Consider the following 14495-nt stretch of genomic DNA (forward strand, 5'->3'; position numbering starts at 1 on the left):
CTCAGCGCCTCCCCAAGAGGCCCTGGGGCCGGATGTACATCACGAACACGAGCAGCAGCAGCGCCGGGATGGTGCGATAGGCCGGCGAGACCAGATAGGCCGTGATGGTTTCGAGATAGCCGACCACGAAGGCCGCGATCAGCGAGCCGGAGACGCTGCCGAGGCCGCCGAGCACGACGATCGAGAACGCGCTCGCGGTCAGCGGTCCCACGCTGTAGGAGCTGACGCCCAAGAACATGCCGAGCAGCACGCCGGCGATGCCGGCGAGGATGCCGTAGATCGCCCAGACCACGATGTAGATGTTGGTGAGCTCGAGCCCGAGCAGGGTGACGCCGCGCGGGTTCATCGAGGCCGCCAGCACCGCCTTGCCGGTGCGGGTGCGGTTCACCAGGAGCCACAGCAGCGCGATGACGAGGCAGCACACGATCGCGGTGAAGATCTCGTTGCGCGGCGTACGCACGCCGAGGATCTCGACCACGCCCTCGACGATTGGCAGCACGGTCTTGGCGTTGTTGGTGAAGAAATAGGCGATCAGCTCCTGGATCATGATGCCCCAGAGCAGCGTGCCAGTGAGGACGAAGATCTCCTTCTCCTCATTCGGGATGCGACGTGAATCCTGGATCGGCTTCACCACCGCGAAATAAGTGGCGAAGGCGGTGACGAGGGCGACCGCGACGCCGATCAGCGCGCCGGCATAGGTGCCGACGCCGAGGATGCTGGCGGCGGCCCAGGCGGCGACGGCTGCGGCCACCATGATGGCACCGTGGGAGAGGTTGAGCACGCCGGAGACGCCGAAGATCAGTGTGAAGCCGGTGGCACCGAGAGCGTAGAGAGCGCTGATGGCAAAGCCATCGATCAGGATCTGGAAAACTCGCATGTATGATTGGCCAGGTGGCAGTCAAACTGCCGCTTCGAGGGAAGGTGCTGCGGGGCGCCGCATGTGGAAGCTCCCGGGAGATGGTCCCGGGAGCTGTTCCTGCTAGTTCGAAAGCTTGATGAAGCTCGGGAACTTGACGTCGACCTTGGCGACGTCCTTGGGCCAGACCGCGCTCTGCTTGCCGTCCTGCCATTGCAGCATCAAGCCCGTGATCAGGCCTTTGCCGTATTTGATCGAGTGGGTGAACGGATCGTCCTTGCCGTAGAACTGGACGCGGCCGATCGTGCCTTCCCAGTCGGTCTTCTCCAGCGCTGCGACCAACTTGTCGGCTTCGGTCGAGCCGGCGCGCTTCACCGCGTCGGCGATGTAGTAGACCTCGTCATAGGCGGTGTAGCCGGCATAGGACGGGTAGTTGCCGAACTTCTTCTTGAAGTTTTCGGCGAACGGCACCGACTTCGGCGTCACCGCGACGCCGGGGCCGGAGACGCCCTGGTAGAGCACGCCTTCGGCGGCCTGGTTGGTGTCCTTGCCGAAGGTTTCGTTGGTCGCCTGCGAGGAGATGCCGAACATCGGGATCGGCACCTGCTGATTCTTCCACTGCACCGTCGGCTGCACGCCGACATGGGAGATGCCGGTGATGATTACGTCGGGCTTGGCGCCTTCGATCTTGTTGAAGATCGGCGTGAAGTCGGTGGTGTCAGGCGAGAAGCGGATGTGATCCAGCACCTTCAGGCCGATCTTGGGCAGGCACTCCTCGTAACCGATGTCGAGCGGCTTGGTCCAGGCGGCGTCCTCGCTCATGATGACGGCCGACTTCATGTGCATCTTGTCGACGAGCAGATCCTTGGCGGCATCGCAGACCGAAAGCGCCAGCGCGGCCGAGGTCAGGTAGCCGTGGAAGGTGTATTTGTTCTTCTCGTAATCGGCGTGGACGCTCTTGCTGATCTCGTTGGACGCAGCACCCGGCGTCACGAACGGCGTCTTCAGGCGAGAAGCCCAGGGCTCCAGCGCCAGCACCACCTCGCTGATGTAGCTGGCAATGACCGCGTTGACCTTGTCCTCGTTCACCGCGCGCTGGAATGCACGCACTGAATCTGCGGAGGACGAATGATTGTCGTAAGAGATGATCTCGATCTTGCGGCCGTCGACGCCGCCGCTGGCGTTGATCTCGTCGGCGGCGAGCTGCGCCGCTTGCGGGATGGAGGCGCCGGCAATCGCCTGCGCTTCCGCGATCACACCGATCCGAAGCGGATCGGCTGCAAGTGCTGCGCCTGAGGCTGCCATCACCGCGCCCGTCGCGGCCGCACCAAGCGTCATTCGCAATGCAACAGAGAGTGCTTTATTCATGTTGTTCTCTCCCTTTGAACCAAGCTTCTTTGAGCTATTGGGGCGCGACTATAACGGCGAAGGAATTCTCGGCAAGTGAAACCGCATTCAGGAATGTGAGAAGGGGACTAAAGTCTATCGCTGCGTAAATTGCAGGCAGGAGAGGCGCGAACAACGCGTTGCACGCGCAGGCATGCAGATTTCGTCGATGGGCATGCGTGAGCGTCGAAGGCGCGCAAATAACAGGCGTGGAGCGAAAAGCTGCGATGCTGCTGCGTTCAGCGCGCTTGCAGCAGCGATGGATCGAGCGGCGGGAGCCGGTTCGGATCGAACGGCGCGAGGTCCACATCGCGCGTTGTGCCCTCGGCGATCAGCTGTGCCATGGCTTCCCCCGTCGCGGGCGCATTGAGGATGCCCCAGACATTATGTCCGGTCGCAACATAAAGACCTTCGCTCTGCGGCACCCTGCCGATCAGCGGCAAGCCGTCTTGGGTCACGGGACGAAAGCAGGCCTGTTGCGCGATGATCTTCGCAGGGGTGAACAACGGCGACAGCCGCGCGGACATGGCTTGCAGCCGTGCGATCGCGTCGCTGTCCGGCGTCACGGCTGCCGGATCGAGCGGCAGCGGCGCGATGTCGGACAAGGCCGTGACATGCGTGGTGCCGTCGGCGCGCGGAAACACCTCGATCGAGACGCCGCCGTCGTCCTCATGCTCCAGGAACAAGGCATCGGCCGGCACGTTGGGACCGAGATCGTAGACGATGCTCGGGCTGCGCTGGCCATAGACAGCGGGCAGGCTCATCCATTGAGCTGCGAGGAGCGACCACGGTCCCATCGCGACCACGACGGCATCGGCCGCGATGGTGTCGCCATCGACCGCGACGCCTTTCGCACGCGTGCCGTCCGCATCACGCTCGATGCCGGTGATGCGGCCGAAGCGAAGCTCGGCGCCTAGCGCGAGGGCGGCGTTCATCACCGCCGACGTGAACTTGTGGGGATGCGCGATCGCGGTCGTCTGCGGCGTGCCGATCCGCTGCGCGATGACGACGCCGTCGCTGAGCCAGCTCAGCGCGGACGGCGCAGTCCGGCGCGCATCGCCGGCGGACGCAACGAAGCCGCTATACGCGCTCATCGGGCGATAACCCCAGTCGCCTGCGATCTCGTCCGGCAGTTGCGTGTGAAGCGTAAAACTGCGGCGCGCCAGCGCATCGAGCGGCGAGCCGGCGCACCAGTCGCGCGCCAGGAAGCCGCCGGCCTTGCCCGATGCTGCAGCCGCGACCTCGGTTCGTTCGACGACGATGACGTCGATGCCATGGCGGCGAAGAAAATACGCCGTGCAGGCTCCGATCACGCCGCCGCCGCAGATCACAACGCGCATGGCTTGTTCCTTGACGATCGCTTTTGCATCGAAAGAACTATCCAAAACAATTCGGCGCCGGCGAGGCACGCCGGCGCCGCGTTGGAGTTGCGCGCTGCCTCAGCCCGGCCCAGCGCCTTGCGTTGCCGTATACACCGCATAGAGCGACTGGCTGGCCGCCATGAACAGGCGGTTGCGCTTGGGGCCGCCGAAGGTGATGTTGCCGCAGACTTCCGGCAGGCGAATGCGGCCGAGCAGCTTGCCCTCCGGCGACCACACCGTGACGCCGTTATAGCCGACGGCGCGGCCGGCATTGCTGGAGGCCCAGAGATTGCCGTTGACGTCGCAGCGCAGGCCGTCCGGTCCGCACTTCACGCCGTCGATCACGCAATCGCTGAACCTCTTGACGTTGGACAGCTTGTTGTCCGTGCCGACGTCGGCCACGAAGATCTCGCCCTTGCCGCCGGGGCCGGTGTCGCCCGGACCCTTGCCGGTCGAGGCGATGTAGAGCTTCTTGAAATCGGGCGAGAAGCACAATCCGTTCGGATCCGGCACCTGCTCCTCGGTGACGACTAGGTCGATGCGGCCCGAGGGATCGATGCGATAGCAATTGGTCGGCAGCTCGCGCTTGCCCGGCGCGAAGCCGGCCGGCTGTCCGATCCGCGGATTGAGCTTGCCGCTCGTATTGCTCGGGCCGCCCGGACCATCGGGCTCGCCCTCATAGAGCTGCCCGCCATAGGGCGGGTCAGTGAACCAGTAGCTGCCGTCGGGATGCGCCGCGATGTCGTTCGGCGAGTTCAGCCGCTTGCCCTGATAGGAATCGGCGAGCACGGTCGCGGTGCCGTCATGCTCGTAGCGTGTCACCCGGCGCGTCAGGTGCTCGCAGGAGAGCTGGCGGCCCTGGAAGTCGAACGAGTTGCCGTTGGAATTGTTGGAGGGTGAGCGGAACACGCTGACATGGCCGTCGTCCTCGCTCCAGCGCATCTGCCGGTTGTTGGGAATGTCGCTCCACAGCAGATACCGTCCTTGCGCGCTCCAGGCCGGACCTTCGGCCCACAACAGGCCGGTGTAGAGGCGCTTGATCGCGGTGTTGGGCTGGGCGAGATCGTTGAAGGATGGATCGACCGCGAGGATGTCGGGGTCCCAGAAATAGGTGGTCGGCGCACCGCGGGGGCTGAAATCGCGCGGTGGGGTGGTGATTGTCGTTGGCGGTGCGGCTGGTCCCGTCTGCGCCAGCGCGGAGCCGGTTGCAGCCGCAGTGGCCACGGCACCGAATGCAAGTCCCTGAACAAGTGTTCGTCGTGAAAGCGCAGCATCCCGGTCACGCTGCTCGTGGTCACGAGCCTCTTGGCGTGTCATCGCGTCCTCCCGATCATGTTCGGCTGGCCGGTTGATCCGGCCGAGCAGTAGTGGAGGTTAATGCGGTCCGCAGTCAGTTGCGAGAGCCGGTTTTGCATGCTTTGGGCGATTGCGGGGGGATGTCGTGATTTCGTCGCAAGTCTGTCTAAAACGCCGGCAGCGCTGTGCAGGAAACCTGCATATGGTTGCTCGCAACAGGTGAACGACTATTCGTTCTCGTCAGAAAGATTCCGCGAATACGACCTCCGGCATTTCAAGCCTTGATTTCGCACTTATTGCCGCGCACAAAATGTCCCGGGGCGCAGGTCGGAGTTGGTTGTGGGTGGCGTTGTCATATTGATCGTATTGCTCGGGATCGCGTTCGCGGCCGGCTATTTCACGCGCGACCAGATCTCCCGCAAGCGACATGCGCAAGCGCGCCGCATGCGAGGCTATGCAAAGCCGGACTGGGACCGCGCCACCGCGCCCGCCAACACCAATGAGATATCGAGCGCCAGGCCGGCAGCGCCCGTGGCCACCGGCGAGCTCGGCCAGATGCTGAACCGCTGGGAGAACCGGGCCCGCGCTCGCCGCGCGGGATAGCGGCCTGACTGCCACCGCCGAGAGGCTCTCGATGGCCCCACTCCGCACGCGATGACGTGGAGGCGGCCGCGAACGCCAATCCCGTCACCGTCACCCTGAGGTGGCCGCGAAGCGGCCCTCGAAGGATGGACGGCCCGGCTGAATCCGGGCCGTCCATCCTTCGAGGCCTCCGCTACGCTCCGGCACCTCAGGATGACGGGACTGAATGCCGCGCACCCGCAATCAGGTCAGTTCCGCTGACCATCTTTTGGCGTTGCAGTTCCGCCCGTTTCTCGTCTAGAAACAGACGCATCGAGCCTCCCGGCAACCAACCGTCAACGGTTTTGACCGAGGATTTGGGGCTTAAAAGGGTCTGGCAATGCTGATTCGCGGCCAAATCGATGGGATTTCGGGGGAGGTGGCTCTGGCCGCCGCCACGATCCCGGCCGCGCTGCTGCCCACCCTCCTTATTGGCGGCCTTCTTCTTACTTGCCCCTGAGGGCCGGCTGGGCGCCACGCGCCTGGGCACTCAGGGGTTGGTACGAGATCACCGGACAACCTCAGGCGCTCAAGGCAGATGAAGGGCGCCAAAGCTCAAAAGGAAATTTGAAATGGCCCCCGCGAACAAGTCCGACAAGGACCGCGTCATCATTTTCGACACCACCTTGCGCGACGGCGAGCAGTGCCCCGGCGCCACCATGACCTTCGAGGAGAAGCTTGAGGTCGCCGAGCTCTTGGATGATATGGGCGTCGACGTCATCGAGGCCGGCTTCCCGATCACCTCCGAAGGCGACTTCCAGGCGGTCAGCGAGATCGCGCGCCGCTCGAAGAACTCCGTCATCGCCGGCCTGTCCCGCGCCCATCCGGCCGACATCGACCGCTGCGCCGAAGCCGTGAAATTCGCCAAGCGCGGCCGCGTCCACACCGTGATCGCGACCTCGCCGCTGCACATGCGGGTGAAGCTCAACAAGACCCCGGAGCAGGTGATCGAGACCTCGGTCGCGATGGTTGCGCGCGCCCGCAACCAGATCGACGACGTCGAATGGTCGGCCGAGGACGGCACCCGCAGCGAGATGGATTTCTTGTGCCGTATCGTCGAGGCGGTCATCAAGGCCGGCGCCACCACGGTGAACATCCCCGACACCGTCGGCTACACGGTGCCGGAGGAATACACCCACTTCATGAAGACGCTGATCGAGCGCGTGCCGAATTCAGATAAAGCGGTGTTCTCGGTGCACTGCCATAACGACCTCGGCATGGCCGTGGCGAACTCGCTGGCCGGCATCGTGGGCGGCGCGCGCCAGGTCGAATGCACCATCAACGGCATCGGTGAGCGCGCCGGCAACGCCGCGCTCGAAGAGATCGTGATGGCGATCAACGTGCGCAACGACAAATTCCCGTACTGGAACAAGATCGACACCACGCAGCTGACCCGCGCCTCCAAGGTGGTGTCGGCGGCGACCTCGTTCCCGGTCCAGTACAACAAGGCCATCGTCGGCCGGAACGCGTTCGCGCATGAGAGCGGCATCCACCAGGACGGCGTGCTGAAGGACGCCTCCACCTACGAGATCATGCGGCCCGAAATGGTCGGCCTGAAGCAGTCCTCGCTGGTGCTGGGCAAGCACTCCGGCCGCCATGCCTTCGTGCACAAGCTGGAGGAGATGGGTTACAAGCTCGGCCCGAACCAGCTGGAAGATGCGTTCACGCGGATGAAGGCGCTCGCCGACCGCAAGAAGGACATCTACGACGAGGACATCGAGGCGCTGGTCGACGAGGAGATGGCGGCCTCGCACGACCGCATCAAGCTGACCTCGCTGACCGTGATCGCCGGCACCCATGGCCCGCAGCGCGCCACCATGAAGCTCGACGTCGACGGCCAGATCAAGATCGAGGAGGCCGAGGGCAACGGTCCGGTCGACGCCGTGTTCAACTGCATCAAGCGCCTGGTGCCGCACGAGGCCAAGCTCGAGCTGTATCAGGTCCATGCGGTGACCGAAGGCACCGACGCGCAGGCGGAAGTCTCGGTGCGCCTGTCGCAGGACGGCCGCTCGATGACGGCGCGCGCGGCGGATCCCGACACGCTGGTGGCTTCCGCGAAAGCGTATCTCGGCGCGCTCAACAAGATCGTCATGAAGCGCCAGCGCGACACGGTGACGACGGCGGCGGCGAGCTGACGTTGCTGACTTCGCCTCTCCCGCTTGCGGGAGAGGCCGACGCCCGAAGGGCGGCGGGTGAGGGTTTTCTCCTCTAGGGGAGTCCCACTGTTGAGAGACCCTCTCCCCAACCCTCTCCCGCAAGCGGGAGAGGGGGCGCAGCGGCATTCATGGTGAATAGCTGCCCTGCTAAGGGCCAATAGCGGCTGTCTCTCCCAGCCGCTATTGATGCTCTCGCATAGAGGCTAGGCCGCTCACACTGGGCTGCCCAAGAGAATAACAAGGGAGAGATTATGCGTAGCTTCGCGATCGCCGCGTCCATTGCGGCACTGGCACTTGGTCTGAATCTTGGCTTGACCGGGCCGGCATCGGCCCAATCGCCGATCATCATCAAGTTCAGCCACGTGGTCGCGACCGACACGCCGAAGGGCAAGGCGTCGGAGAAGTTCAAGGAGCTCGCCGAGAAGTACACGAACGGCAAGGTCAAGGTCGAGGTTTACCCGAACTCGACGCTCTACAAGGACAAGGAAGAGCTCGAGGCGCTCCAGCTCGGCAGCGTGCAGATGCTGGCGCCGTCGAACTCCAAGTTCGGCCCGCTCGGCATCCGCGAGTTCGAGGTGTTCGATTTGCCCTATATCCTTCCCGACCTGAAGACGCTGCGGAAGGTGACGGAAGGCCCGCTCGGCGCCAAGCTGCTCAAGCTGCTCGAGCCGAAGGGCATCACCGGTCTCGCTTACTGGGACAACGGCTTCAAGCAGATGAGCGCCAACAAGAAGCTGATTACTCCCGCCGATTATCAGGGCGTGAAGTTCCGCATCCAGTCCTCGCGCGTGCTCCAGGCCCAGTTCAAGGCGCTCGGCTCGCTGCCGCAGGTGATGGCGTTCTCGGAGGTTTACCAGGCGCTGCAGACCGGCGTCGTCGACGGCCAGGAGAACACCTGGTCGAACATCTATACCCAGAAGATGCACGAGGTGCAGAAGTACATCACCGAAACCAATCACGGCTACATCGGCTACGTCGTGATCGTGAACAAGAAGTTCTGGGACGACCTGCCGGCCGACATCCGCGACCAGCTCTCCAAGGCGATGAAGGAAGCAACCGACTTCAACAACGCGCAGTCGCAGAAGGAGAACGACGACGCGCTCGCCGAGATCAAGAAGAGCGGCAAGAGCGAGATCATCAAGCTGACGCCGGAGCAGGATGCCGCGATGCGGAAGGCGATGGAGCCGGTCTACAAGGATGCCGCAAGCCGCGTCGGCCAGCCGCTGATCGACGAGTTCCAGAAGGAAGCCAAGAGCGCGACGAACTAAGCGCGCGACGAACTAAGTCGTGCACGGATATATAATGCATGAACAAAGGGCTTCCGTGCCGGCACGGAAGCCCTTTCTGTTGCAAATCGTTTCAGTGTGCATCTGAACGGACATTCACGGTAGTTACATCTCCGTAAGAACGTGCTCCCTGTCCAAGTTGTAAGTTGCGCGTCAGCCACTTGGCGCTCATCCTCACGCCCATCCTTCCAGAGGAGGCTCGTCATGAGGAAGTTCACCGTCGCCGCCATCGCCGCGCTCAGCATCGCCGGCTCGGGCGCGGTCTATGCCCAATATCATCGTCCGTGGATGGAGCACTTCCGCCACATCCGCATGAACCCGGAAGACCGTGCCGCCCTCGTCGACGCGCGGATCGCCGCCGTCCATGCCGGGCTCAAGCTCAACGCCGATCAGGAGAAGCTGTGGCCGCCGGTCGAGGCCGCCGTGCGCGACTTCGCCAAGCTGCGCATCGACCGCGCCAATGCGCGCATGAATGCCGGTCCCGGCGATGCCGACAAGCCGGAGGATCCGGTCGCCCGCCTGCGCCAGCGCGCCGAGGACATGGGCGCGGCCTCCGCCGCCCTGAAGAAGATCGCCGATGCCGCAGATCCCCTCTACAAGACGCTCGACGAGGGCCAGAAGCGGCGCCTCGCCGTGCTGACCCGTCACCGCGGCCCGTTCGGCGGCGGCGAGGACGGCCCGCCCCGGCACTTCATGGAACGGGGAATGGACCGGATGATGGAGCGCGGCATGGAGCACTTCCGCCGCGATCGTTTCGACCGTGACGACGCTCCGGACCGGGACCGGGAGGGCCGGCTCTGAGCCACCGCGGATTTTACGGGGATTAACCTTGGCGAAGCCGCTGGAATCCAGCGGCTTTTCGCTTTTTGGGGACTGTGGAAAAACCTTCACCGCATCGCTTGCCAGACCCGGATCGCTTTGCTAAACGACCGGCCTCGCAAGGCATTTGACCGCCTTTCGGGCGCATAGCTCAGTTGGTAGAGCAGCTGACTCTTAATCAGCGGGTCCCAGGTTCGAGCCCTGGTGCGCCCACCAAGCATCCCCTTCACATCGTTGAATTAAACCGCTTGGCGATCCTTCGCGAGACGGGGCCGGGGGCGAACCGGGGGCAAAGTGCTCCGACATCGAGTCCTTGCCTCTTGCCGTCGCGGGCGCGATCGTCCGGCCATGAAGCTCTTCATCGCATCGGATCTGCACGGCGAGGCGTGGTCGCACGACTACACCGTACCCGAGGGCCTCGACTTCGACGTCGCGGTGTTCGCCGGCGACGTTCACAATGCCTACCGGGCGGTGAGCTGGATCTCCAACCAGCGCGCTCTGTGGGGCAAGCCCATCCTGTTCGTTGCCGGCAACCACGAATACTACGGAAGCGTCCTGCAGGACGCCGCCGCCGTGATCCGCGACGCTGCGCGCCGCACCAACGTCACCTTCCTGGACGCCGACGCGGTGCCGGTGATCGGAGGCGTTCGCTTCCTGGGCTGCACTATGTGGACCGACTACCGCTTCGATGCCGAAAGCCAGGCGCACGGGCTGCACGCCGGCAAGTGGATCAACGACCACAAGATGATCCGGACCTCAGGCGGCGCGGAATTCCCGGCGGCGTTCACTCCGTTAGAGGCGCTGAAGCGGCACACTACTGAACGCCGCTGGCTGACCGAGCGTCTTGCCGAGGAGCACGACGGCCCGACCGTCGTCGTGACGCATCACGCGCCGCATCCGCGCTCGCTGCATGAGCGCTACGCGGACGACGGAGCGATCAATGCTTCGTTCATCAGCGATCTCTCCGACCTCATCGAGGAGCATCAGCCATCCCTCTGGATCCACGGCCACGTGCACAACACGTTCGATTATGCGGTCGGAGAGACCCGCGTCGTCTGCAATCCCCACGGCTACGCCTGGGAGCCAAACCCACAGTTCATTCCTGATCTCGTCGTCGAGATTCCGGAGTGGACTCCGCGCCCGGCTTGGCGCCCGTAACTCGCGTCTTCACCCGCCGGCCGCGCAGGAATCCATGCGACGCCTTCGCGTAGACCTCGCTGAGCTCCGCCTCGAGCAGCGAGTTCGCGACGATCAGCGCCTTCACCGTCGCGAGCATGTCGCCGCCGCACGCCTCGATCGCCTGAGCGGCCGCGACCTCTAGCTCGGCGGCCTCGTCGACGGGTTGCTGCTCGGCGGGATCTGACATCGAAGGATTCCTGGAGCATGCAGCGTTCGGGTGACGAAGCCGCGGCTGCGTCACCTCATCGCTGCATCTGTTGACTGTGAAACCATCTTGTTCTCTATTCGTTCTCCGGTCAATTGGAGTCTAGCGTATGGCCGGAAGAAGGTGTGCAGAGTGGCGGTTCCCGACTGCGAAGCAGCAACGTGTGGAGGAGACTGCGCGTCGCCTGGCCGAGAACCAGCGCAAGCGCGCGGGCGTCAACGACGAGGACGCCTGGTGGGCGAGCGTGCTGGCGGATCCCAGGGCGGCGACGAACAAGCCGCGCGCCGATCGCACGCTCGCGGAGATCAGGTCCTCGGAGCTGAAGGTCGAGTGCCTGAAGTGCTTCCGGGTCGTCACTGTGTCGCGAAAGGAAGCGCTGCGGAGGTACGACGGCAACTCGCTATGGAAGCTGGTCGCCGTCCGCCTGCTCGGCGACGGCTGCGCGCACAGGACAGGGAGGCACGAAGAAGACGGGTGCTGGCCTGACTTGCGGTGATGCTCGATAGCTCCGTCGACTGCTCGCTGAACTCTCGCCGCACATTCTTGGACGGTCGATCCACCCGCCTCGATCTCGGCCCTCAGCTCGTCGTCGCTCAGCAAGCCGATGCGCCCCTCAGCCGCCCCGACAAGGACGAAGCGACGGAGGCGTCCCGAATCCTTCTTTGCGGTCCCAAATCCTTCTTTTGGAGGCCGCGATGTCCCAAATCCTTCTTTCGGCAACCCTGCAAAATGGGAAGCCAGGTTGTGTTGGCTTCCCGTTCGGCTAGTCGAGCCACCAGAAGTTGTCCTCGCAGAGCGCCCAGCGCAGCTCGGCGTCGATCCAAAGTATCTCGTCAGTCCGGACCAGGCCCTGCCGGCTCTCCGGGCGTCCGATCAGCACCGCTTCAGGGCGCGAGAACGACGGCGCGAACGACCAATCGAACAGCCTGCGCTGGCTGATGCGCATGTCGATCTCGTCGGACCGCGGCCGCCAGCCGGTCTGCAGACGCTCCAGCAGCCGCTGCATCTCCGGTGTCATATGTCGACCCCTTCGATAGGGATCTCTGTGCCTTCTGGCTCGCCGAGCTGCCAGAGCGTATTCCGCGTCTGCGCCCACCGGCAACGACGGTCGAGCCATACGACCTCGCCCGTCGAGGACTGTTTCCCGTCGGCGAGGCAAGGATGACCGAACGGAAAACCGTACAGGGTCATGTAGTAGCCCCCGTTGGGACCGTGCTGGATCGAAGGCGCCCATTGCTCCAGCCTCGGCGCCTTCGCCAGCACCGCCGGCGGCGGCTGCTCGCCGCGCAGGTGGGACTCGATACCATTCCGCAGTGCCTTCTCTTCGATCGACATATCAATGCCTCCTGGCGCAAGCGTCCCGGGCTTCCAGCGTTGCTTCGACCAGGCGCCGCAGCTTGCGCAGGCTGAACCGCTCCTTGGCCCACGCGCGGCCGATGATTTCAAGCTCGTCGGGCGCCAGCGGCTCGATGGCGTGAGAGGCATACATATCGTTTTCGACCGCCAGCTCGTTCACGACGATCGCGGCCAACCGCGGCAAATGCGCAAGCGTGGGCGACGGGATCCGAATCACGCGATATCGATCGCGCAACTGTGACGGCAGCCGCTCGATCGAATTGGCCGTGGCGATGTGGACGACGTGCGACAGGTTCATCTCCGCATCGATGCCACTCTCGCGGTAGCGCGCCGCAGTCTCGCGTTCCAGGTGCGGCGTGATGGCGGACCATAAATTGCCGTTGTGCTGGCTTTCGCCGGCCTTGCAGATCTCGTCGACGAACGAAATCGGGTTGGCGGTTTTCGACATCATGATCGCCCGAGCGGGAACGGACGCCTGCGCGCTCGACCAGCCCTTGGGGGTACCACCGTACATGCCATCGAAACTGGACGCGGCATCAAACCTGTAAACGTACATCTGAGGCGAGATCACCTCCGCCAGCCTCCTGACGACGCGCGTTTTCCCGAAGCCCGGCGGCGATAACAATAGGGTCGGCCGCATTCTGACCGGCTCGTCGTCGCGCAGATCCTGCGTCAACAGCGCGATTTCTCTATACGCGTGCGGATACTCATCCTGCAGTTTCTCTCGCACCCACGTGGCGTCGTCGCAGACGACGAGCGGCAGCGGTTGGTCGCGCAGGTCCTTCCACGCCTGCGGAAGGCCCTTTTCCTCGGCATGCCTGGCCGGCATCACGACGACGGTCGGCGGCGCCGGCCGCAAATCCTCGGGCTCGGGATCCGGTTCGGGCAGGGGGAAATCTCCGCTGTCTTCGTATGTGCAGCTCGCCGTCTCGCGCTCGGCGATTCGGAAGATTGAAACCGGTTTTGTCGCGCCGGCCCATTCGCCACGGGCAGCCAGCCACCAGACGTGCAGTCGGTCGTGCAGGCGCGCCTTCTGAATGGGGCTAGTGATGATCGACCAGTGCTGCAGCAGCCACGTCACCTGCGGCAGGACCGCGTTGAACGACTCCGGACGCTCCGGATCACAGGTCATCATCTGCCAGGCGAGAGCCAGCTCGCCAGTATAGTGGCGGCCCTGCGCGAACAGCAGCTCGACATGTGCGTTGATCAGGATGCGCTGCTTCTTGCGGTCGGCGTGCGACGGCGGCGATCCGACGCCGAGTTTGGCGGCCTGGCGCGCGGTTTCCGCCGACAACCAGGCGAAAGCGTCATCCCAGCGACCCTGATCGAGCAGCTCCACGCAGACAGGGATACCGCCGCTGCACCGGTTCTCCTCATCGAGCCGCGCGACGATGTACTCGCGCTCGCCGCGCCAAAACTGCCCGGCGATCTTGAAGAAATCATCGCCGGTGAACTTGCCGGCGGCGACGGCGTCCCACACGCGCAGCCGCGCCAGAGCATCCGTCACGTCGCCGTCGGTGCTCGACACCACGGAAACGACGACGCCGACGACTTCGTGGATGAGGGCCTTGTCGTCCGATGTCCGCAGCGCGAGCATTCGCCACGCCAGCGAGAGCGTGGGGTGGTCCCCCTTGAGACGATGCGCGATGTCCAGCAGCGCGCGAGGGCTCACGTCGCGCAGCGAACCGTCCCGTAGCAGGTTCATTTCGAACCCGAGCGCCGTAGTCCGCGCGGTAGCGGCCCGGGCCGCCTCCGCCCAGTTCGGAATGCAGACGAACGCCGCGAGCCACAGCAGTTCCTTGTCGACCTTGCTGCTCATCGCTCGTCCTCCGGCTGCGGCTCGGGCGCCGGCGCGCTCTCGGCGCGGTCCTCGATCACCGTCGCCATCCAATAGTCGTCCACATCCGGCGCGGGCGGTCTCGACGAATCCTTGCTGGTCATGCTATCCACGCTGTACGAAGTTGCCATCACTGC

The 14495-nt window shown here is 64.3% G+C and carries 15 protein-coding genes and 1 tRNA gene; 7 read left to right on the plus strand and 9 right to left on the minus strand.

What is annotated here, in order from left to right:
- Position 1: 1 nt before the first annotated feature.
- From AAFG16_RS12715 to AAFG16_RS12730, 4 genes are all read right to left on the minus strand, one after another.
- Entirely contained in the window at positions 2-877 is an 876-nt protein-coding gene (locus tag AAFG16_RS12715; protein WP_283084867.1) for a branched-chain amino acid ABC transporter permease, read from the minus strand.
- Positions 878-979: 102 nt separating this feature from the next.
- Positions 980-2194: an ABC transporter substrate-binding protein gene (locus tag AAFG16_RS12720; RefSeq protein ID WP_283086861.1), complete on the minus strand. Its 1215-nt coding sequence runs from the start codon at positions 2192-2194 to the stop codon at positions 980-982.
- A gap of 287 nt (positions 2195-2481) precedes the next feature.
- On the minus strand, positions 2482-3582 hold the full coding sequence (locus AAFG16_RS12725) for an FAD-dependent oxidoreductase (protein WP_342739361.1): 1101 nt from the start codon (positions 3580-3582) through the stop codon (positions 2482-2484).
- A 99-nt stretch (positions 3583-3681) separates the two neighbouring features.
- On the minus strand, positions 3682-4920 hold the full coding sequence (locus tag AAFG16_RS12730) for an SMP-30/gluconolactonase/LRE family protein (RefSeq protein WP_283084869.1): 1239 nt from the start codon (positions 4918-4920) through the stop codon (positions 3682-3684).
- A 318-nt stretch (positions 4921-5238) separates the two neighbouring features.
- Here AAFG16_RS12730 and AAFG16_RS12735 point away from each other — a divergent pair, with 318 nt between their 5' ends.
- The 6 genes from AAFG16_RS12735 to AAFG16_RS12760 all read left to right on the plus strand — a co-directional run bounded on the left by AAFG16_RS12735 (position 5239) and on the right by AAFG16_RS12760 (position 10939).
- Positions 5239-5502, plus strand: coding sequence for a hypothetical protein (locus tag AAFG16_RS12735; RefSeq protein WP_342739362.1), 264 nt, complete (start codon positions 5239-5241; stop codon positions 5500-5502).
- 590 nt (positions 5503-6092) lie between these two features.
- On the plus strand, positions 6093-7655 hold the full coding sequence (locus AAFG16_RS12740; RefSeq protein ID WP_027560443.1) for a 2-isopropylmalate synthase: 1563 nt from the start codon (positions 6093-6095) through the stop codon (positions 7653-7655).
- A gap of 272 nt (positions 7656-7927) precedes the next feature.
- Complete coding sequence (locus AAFG16_RS12745) at positions 7928-8944, plus strand: TRAP transporter substrate-binding protein (protein WP_342739363.1); 1017 nt, start codon at positions 7928-7930, stop codon at positions 8942-8944.
- A gap of 222 nt (positions 8945-9166) precedes the next feature.
- Positions 9167-9763 carry a Spy/CpxP family protein refolding chaperone gene (locus tag AAFG16_RS12750; RefSeq protein WP_342739364.1) on the plus strand — a complete coding sequence of 199 codons (597 nt, stop codon included), beginning with the start codon at positions 9167-9169 and terminating at the stop codon, positions 9761-9763.
- Between the two features lie 158 nt (positions 9764-9921).
- Positions 9922-9997, plus strand: a tRNA-Lys gene (locus tag AAFG16_RS12755).
- 132 nt (positions 9998-10129) lie between these two features.
- A complete protein-coding gene (locus tag AAFG16_RS12760) occupies positions 10130-10939 on the plus strand; it encodes a metallophosphoesterase (RefSeq protein WP_342739365.1) in 810 nt (269 codons plus the stop codon).
- Here the strand turns inward: AAFG16_RS12760 and AAFG16_RS12765 are convergent.
- A complete protein-coding gene (locus tag AAFG16_RS12765; RefSeq protein WP_248890107.1) occupies positions 10878-11147 on the minus strand; it encodes a hypothetical protein in 270 nt (89 codons plus the stop codon). The two genes, AAFG16_RS12760 and AAFG16_RS12765, sit on opposite strands and share 62 nt — an antisense overlap.
- Positions 11148-11328: 181 nt before the next feature.
- On the opposite strand from AAFG16_RS12765, the gene AAFG16_RS12770 reads away from it, so the two are divergent.
- Positions 11329-11661 (plus strand): hypothetical protein, encoded by a 333-nt coding sequence (locus AAFG16_RS12770; RefSeq protein ID WP_244553781.1) that lies wholly within the window; start codon positions 11329-11331, stop codon positions 11659-11661.
- A gap of 267 nt (positions 11662-11928) precedes the next feature.
- On the opposite strand, the gene AAFG16_RS12775 is transcribed toward AAFG16_RS12770, so the two are convergent.
- The 4 genes from AAFG16_RS12775 to AAFG16_RS12790 are packed head-to-tail and all read right to left on the minus strand — an operon-like array spanning position 11929 to position 14462.
- Entirely contained in the window at positions 11929-12183 is a 255-nt protein-coding gene (locus tag AAFG16_RS12775) for a hypothetical protein (RefSeq protein ID WP_092216788.1), read from the minus strand.
- The gene (locus tag AAFG16_RS12780) at positions 12180-12500 is read right to left on the minus strand and encodes a hypothetical protein (protein ID WP_092216787.1); all 321 of its coding nucleotides are present in this window, start codon (positions 12498-12500) and stop codon (positions 12180-12182) included. The genes AAFG16_RS12775 and AAFG16_RS12780 overlap by 4 nt, the downstream gene beginning before the upstream one ends.
- 1 nt (position 12501) lies before the next feature.
- The gene (locus AAFG16_RS12785) at positions 12502-14340 is read right to left on the minus strand and encodes an AAA family ATPase (protein WP_248889911.1); all 1839 of its coding nucleotides are present in this window, start codon (positions 14338-14340) and stop codon (positions 12502-12504) included.
- Positions 14337-14462: a hypothetical protein gene (locus AAFG16_RS12790; protein ID WP_283258615.1), complete on the minus strand. Its 126-nt coding sequence runs from the start codon at positions 14460-14462 to the stop codon at positions 14337-14339. Before AAFG16_RS12790 ends, AAFG16_RS12785 begins: the two co-directional genes overlap by 4 nt.
- Positions 14463-14495 lie beyond the last annotated feature (33 nt).

Source organism: Bradyrhizobium sp. B117 (assembly GCF_038969555.1).
Lineage (GTDB): Bacteria > Pseudomonadota > Alphaproteobacteria > Rhizobiales > Xanthobacteraceae > Bradyrhizobium.

Excerpts from the sequence above, each read along its gene's own strand:
- AAFG16_RS12780 (WP_092216787.1), bottom strand. The coding sequence starts at position 12,500 with ATGTCGATCGAAGAGAAGGCACTGCGGAATGGTATCGAGTCCCACCTG.
- AAFG16_RS12765 (WP_248890107.1), bottom strand. The coding sequence starts at position 11,147 with ATGTCAGATCCCGCCGAGCAGCAACCCGTCGACGAGGCCGCCGAGCTA.
- AAFG16_RS12790 (WP_283258615.1), bottom strand. The coding sequence starts at position 14,462 with ATGACCAGCAAGGATTCGTCGAGACCGCCCGCGCCGGATGTGGACGAC.
- AAFG16_RS12745 (WP_342739363.1), top strand. The coding sequence starts at position 7,928 with ATGCGTAGCTTCGCGATCGCCGCGTCCATTGCGGCACTGGCACTTGGT.
- AAFG16_RS12720 (WP_283086861.1), bottom strand. The coding sequence starts at position 2,194 with ATGACGCTTGGTGCGGCCGCGACGGGCGCGGTGATGGCAGCCTCAGGC.
- AAFG16_RS12740 (WP_027560443.1), top strand. The coding sequence starts at position 6,093 with ATGGCCCCCGCGAACAAGTCCGACAAGGACCGCGTCATCATTTTCGAC.
- AAFG16_RS12760 (WP_342739365.1), top strand. The coding sequence starts at position 10,130 with ATGAAGCTCTTCATCGCATCGGATCTGCACGGCGAGGCGTGGTCGCAC.
- AAFG16_RS12725 (WP_342739361.1), bottom strand. The coding sequence starts at position 3,582 with ATGCGCGTTGTGATCTGCGGCGGCGGCGTGATCGGAGCCTGCACGGCG.
- AAFG16_RS12730 (WP_283084869.1), bottom strand. The coding sequence starts at position 4,920 with ATGACACGCCAAGAGGCTCGTGACCACGAGCAGCGTGACCGGGATGCT.
- AAFG16_RS12750 (WP_342739364.1), top strand. The coding sequence starts at position 9,167 with ATGAGGAAGTTCACCGTCGCCGCCATCGCCGCGCTCAGCATCGCCGGC.
- AAFG16_RS12715 (WP_283084867.1), bottom strand. The coding sequence starts at position 877 with ATGCGAGTTTTCCAGATCCTGATCGATGGCTTTGCCATCAGCGCTCTC.
- AAFG16_RS12775 (WP_092216788.1), bottom strand. The coding sequence starts at position 12,183 with ATGACACCGGAGATGCAGCGGCTGCTGGAGCGTCTGCAGACCGGCTGG.
- AAFG16_RS12785 (WP_248889911.1), bottom strand. The coding sequence starts at position 14,340 with ATGAGCAGCAAGGTCGACAAGGAACTGCTGTGGCTCGCGGCGTTCGTC.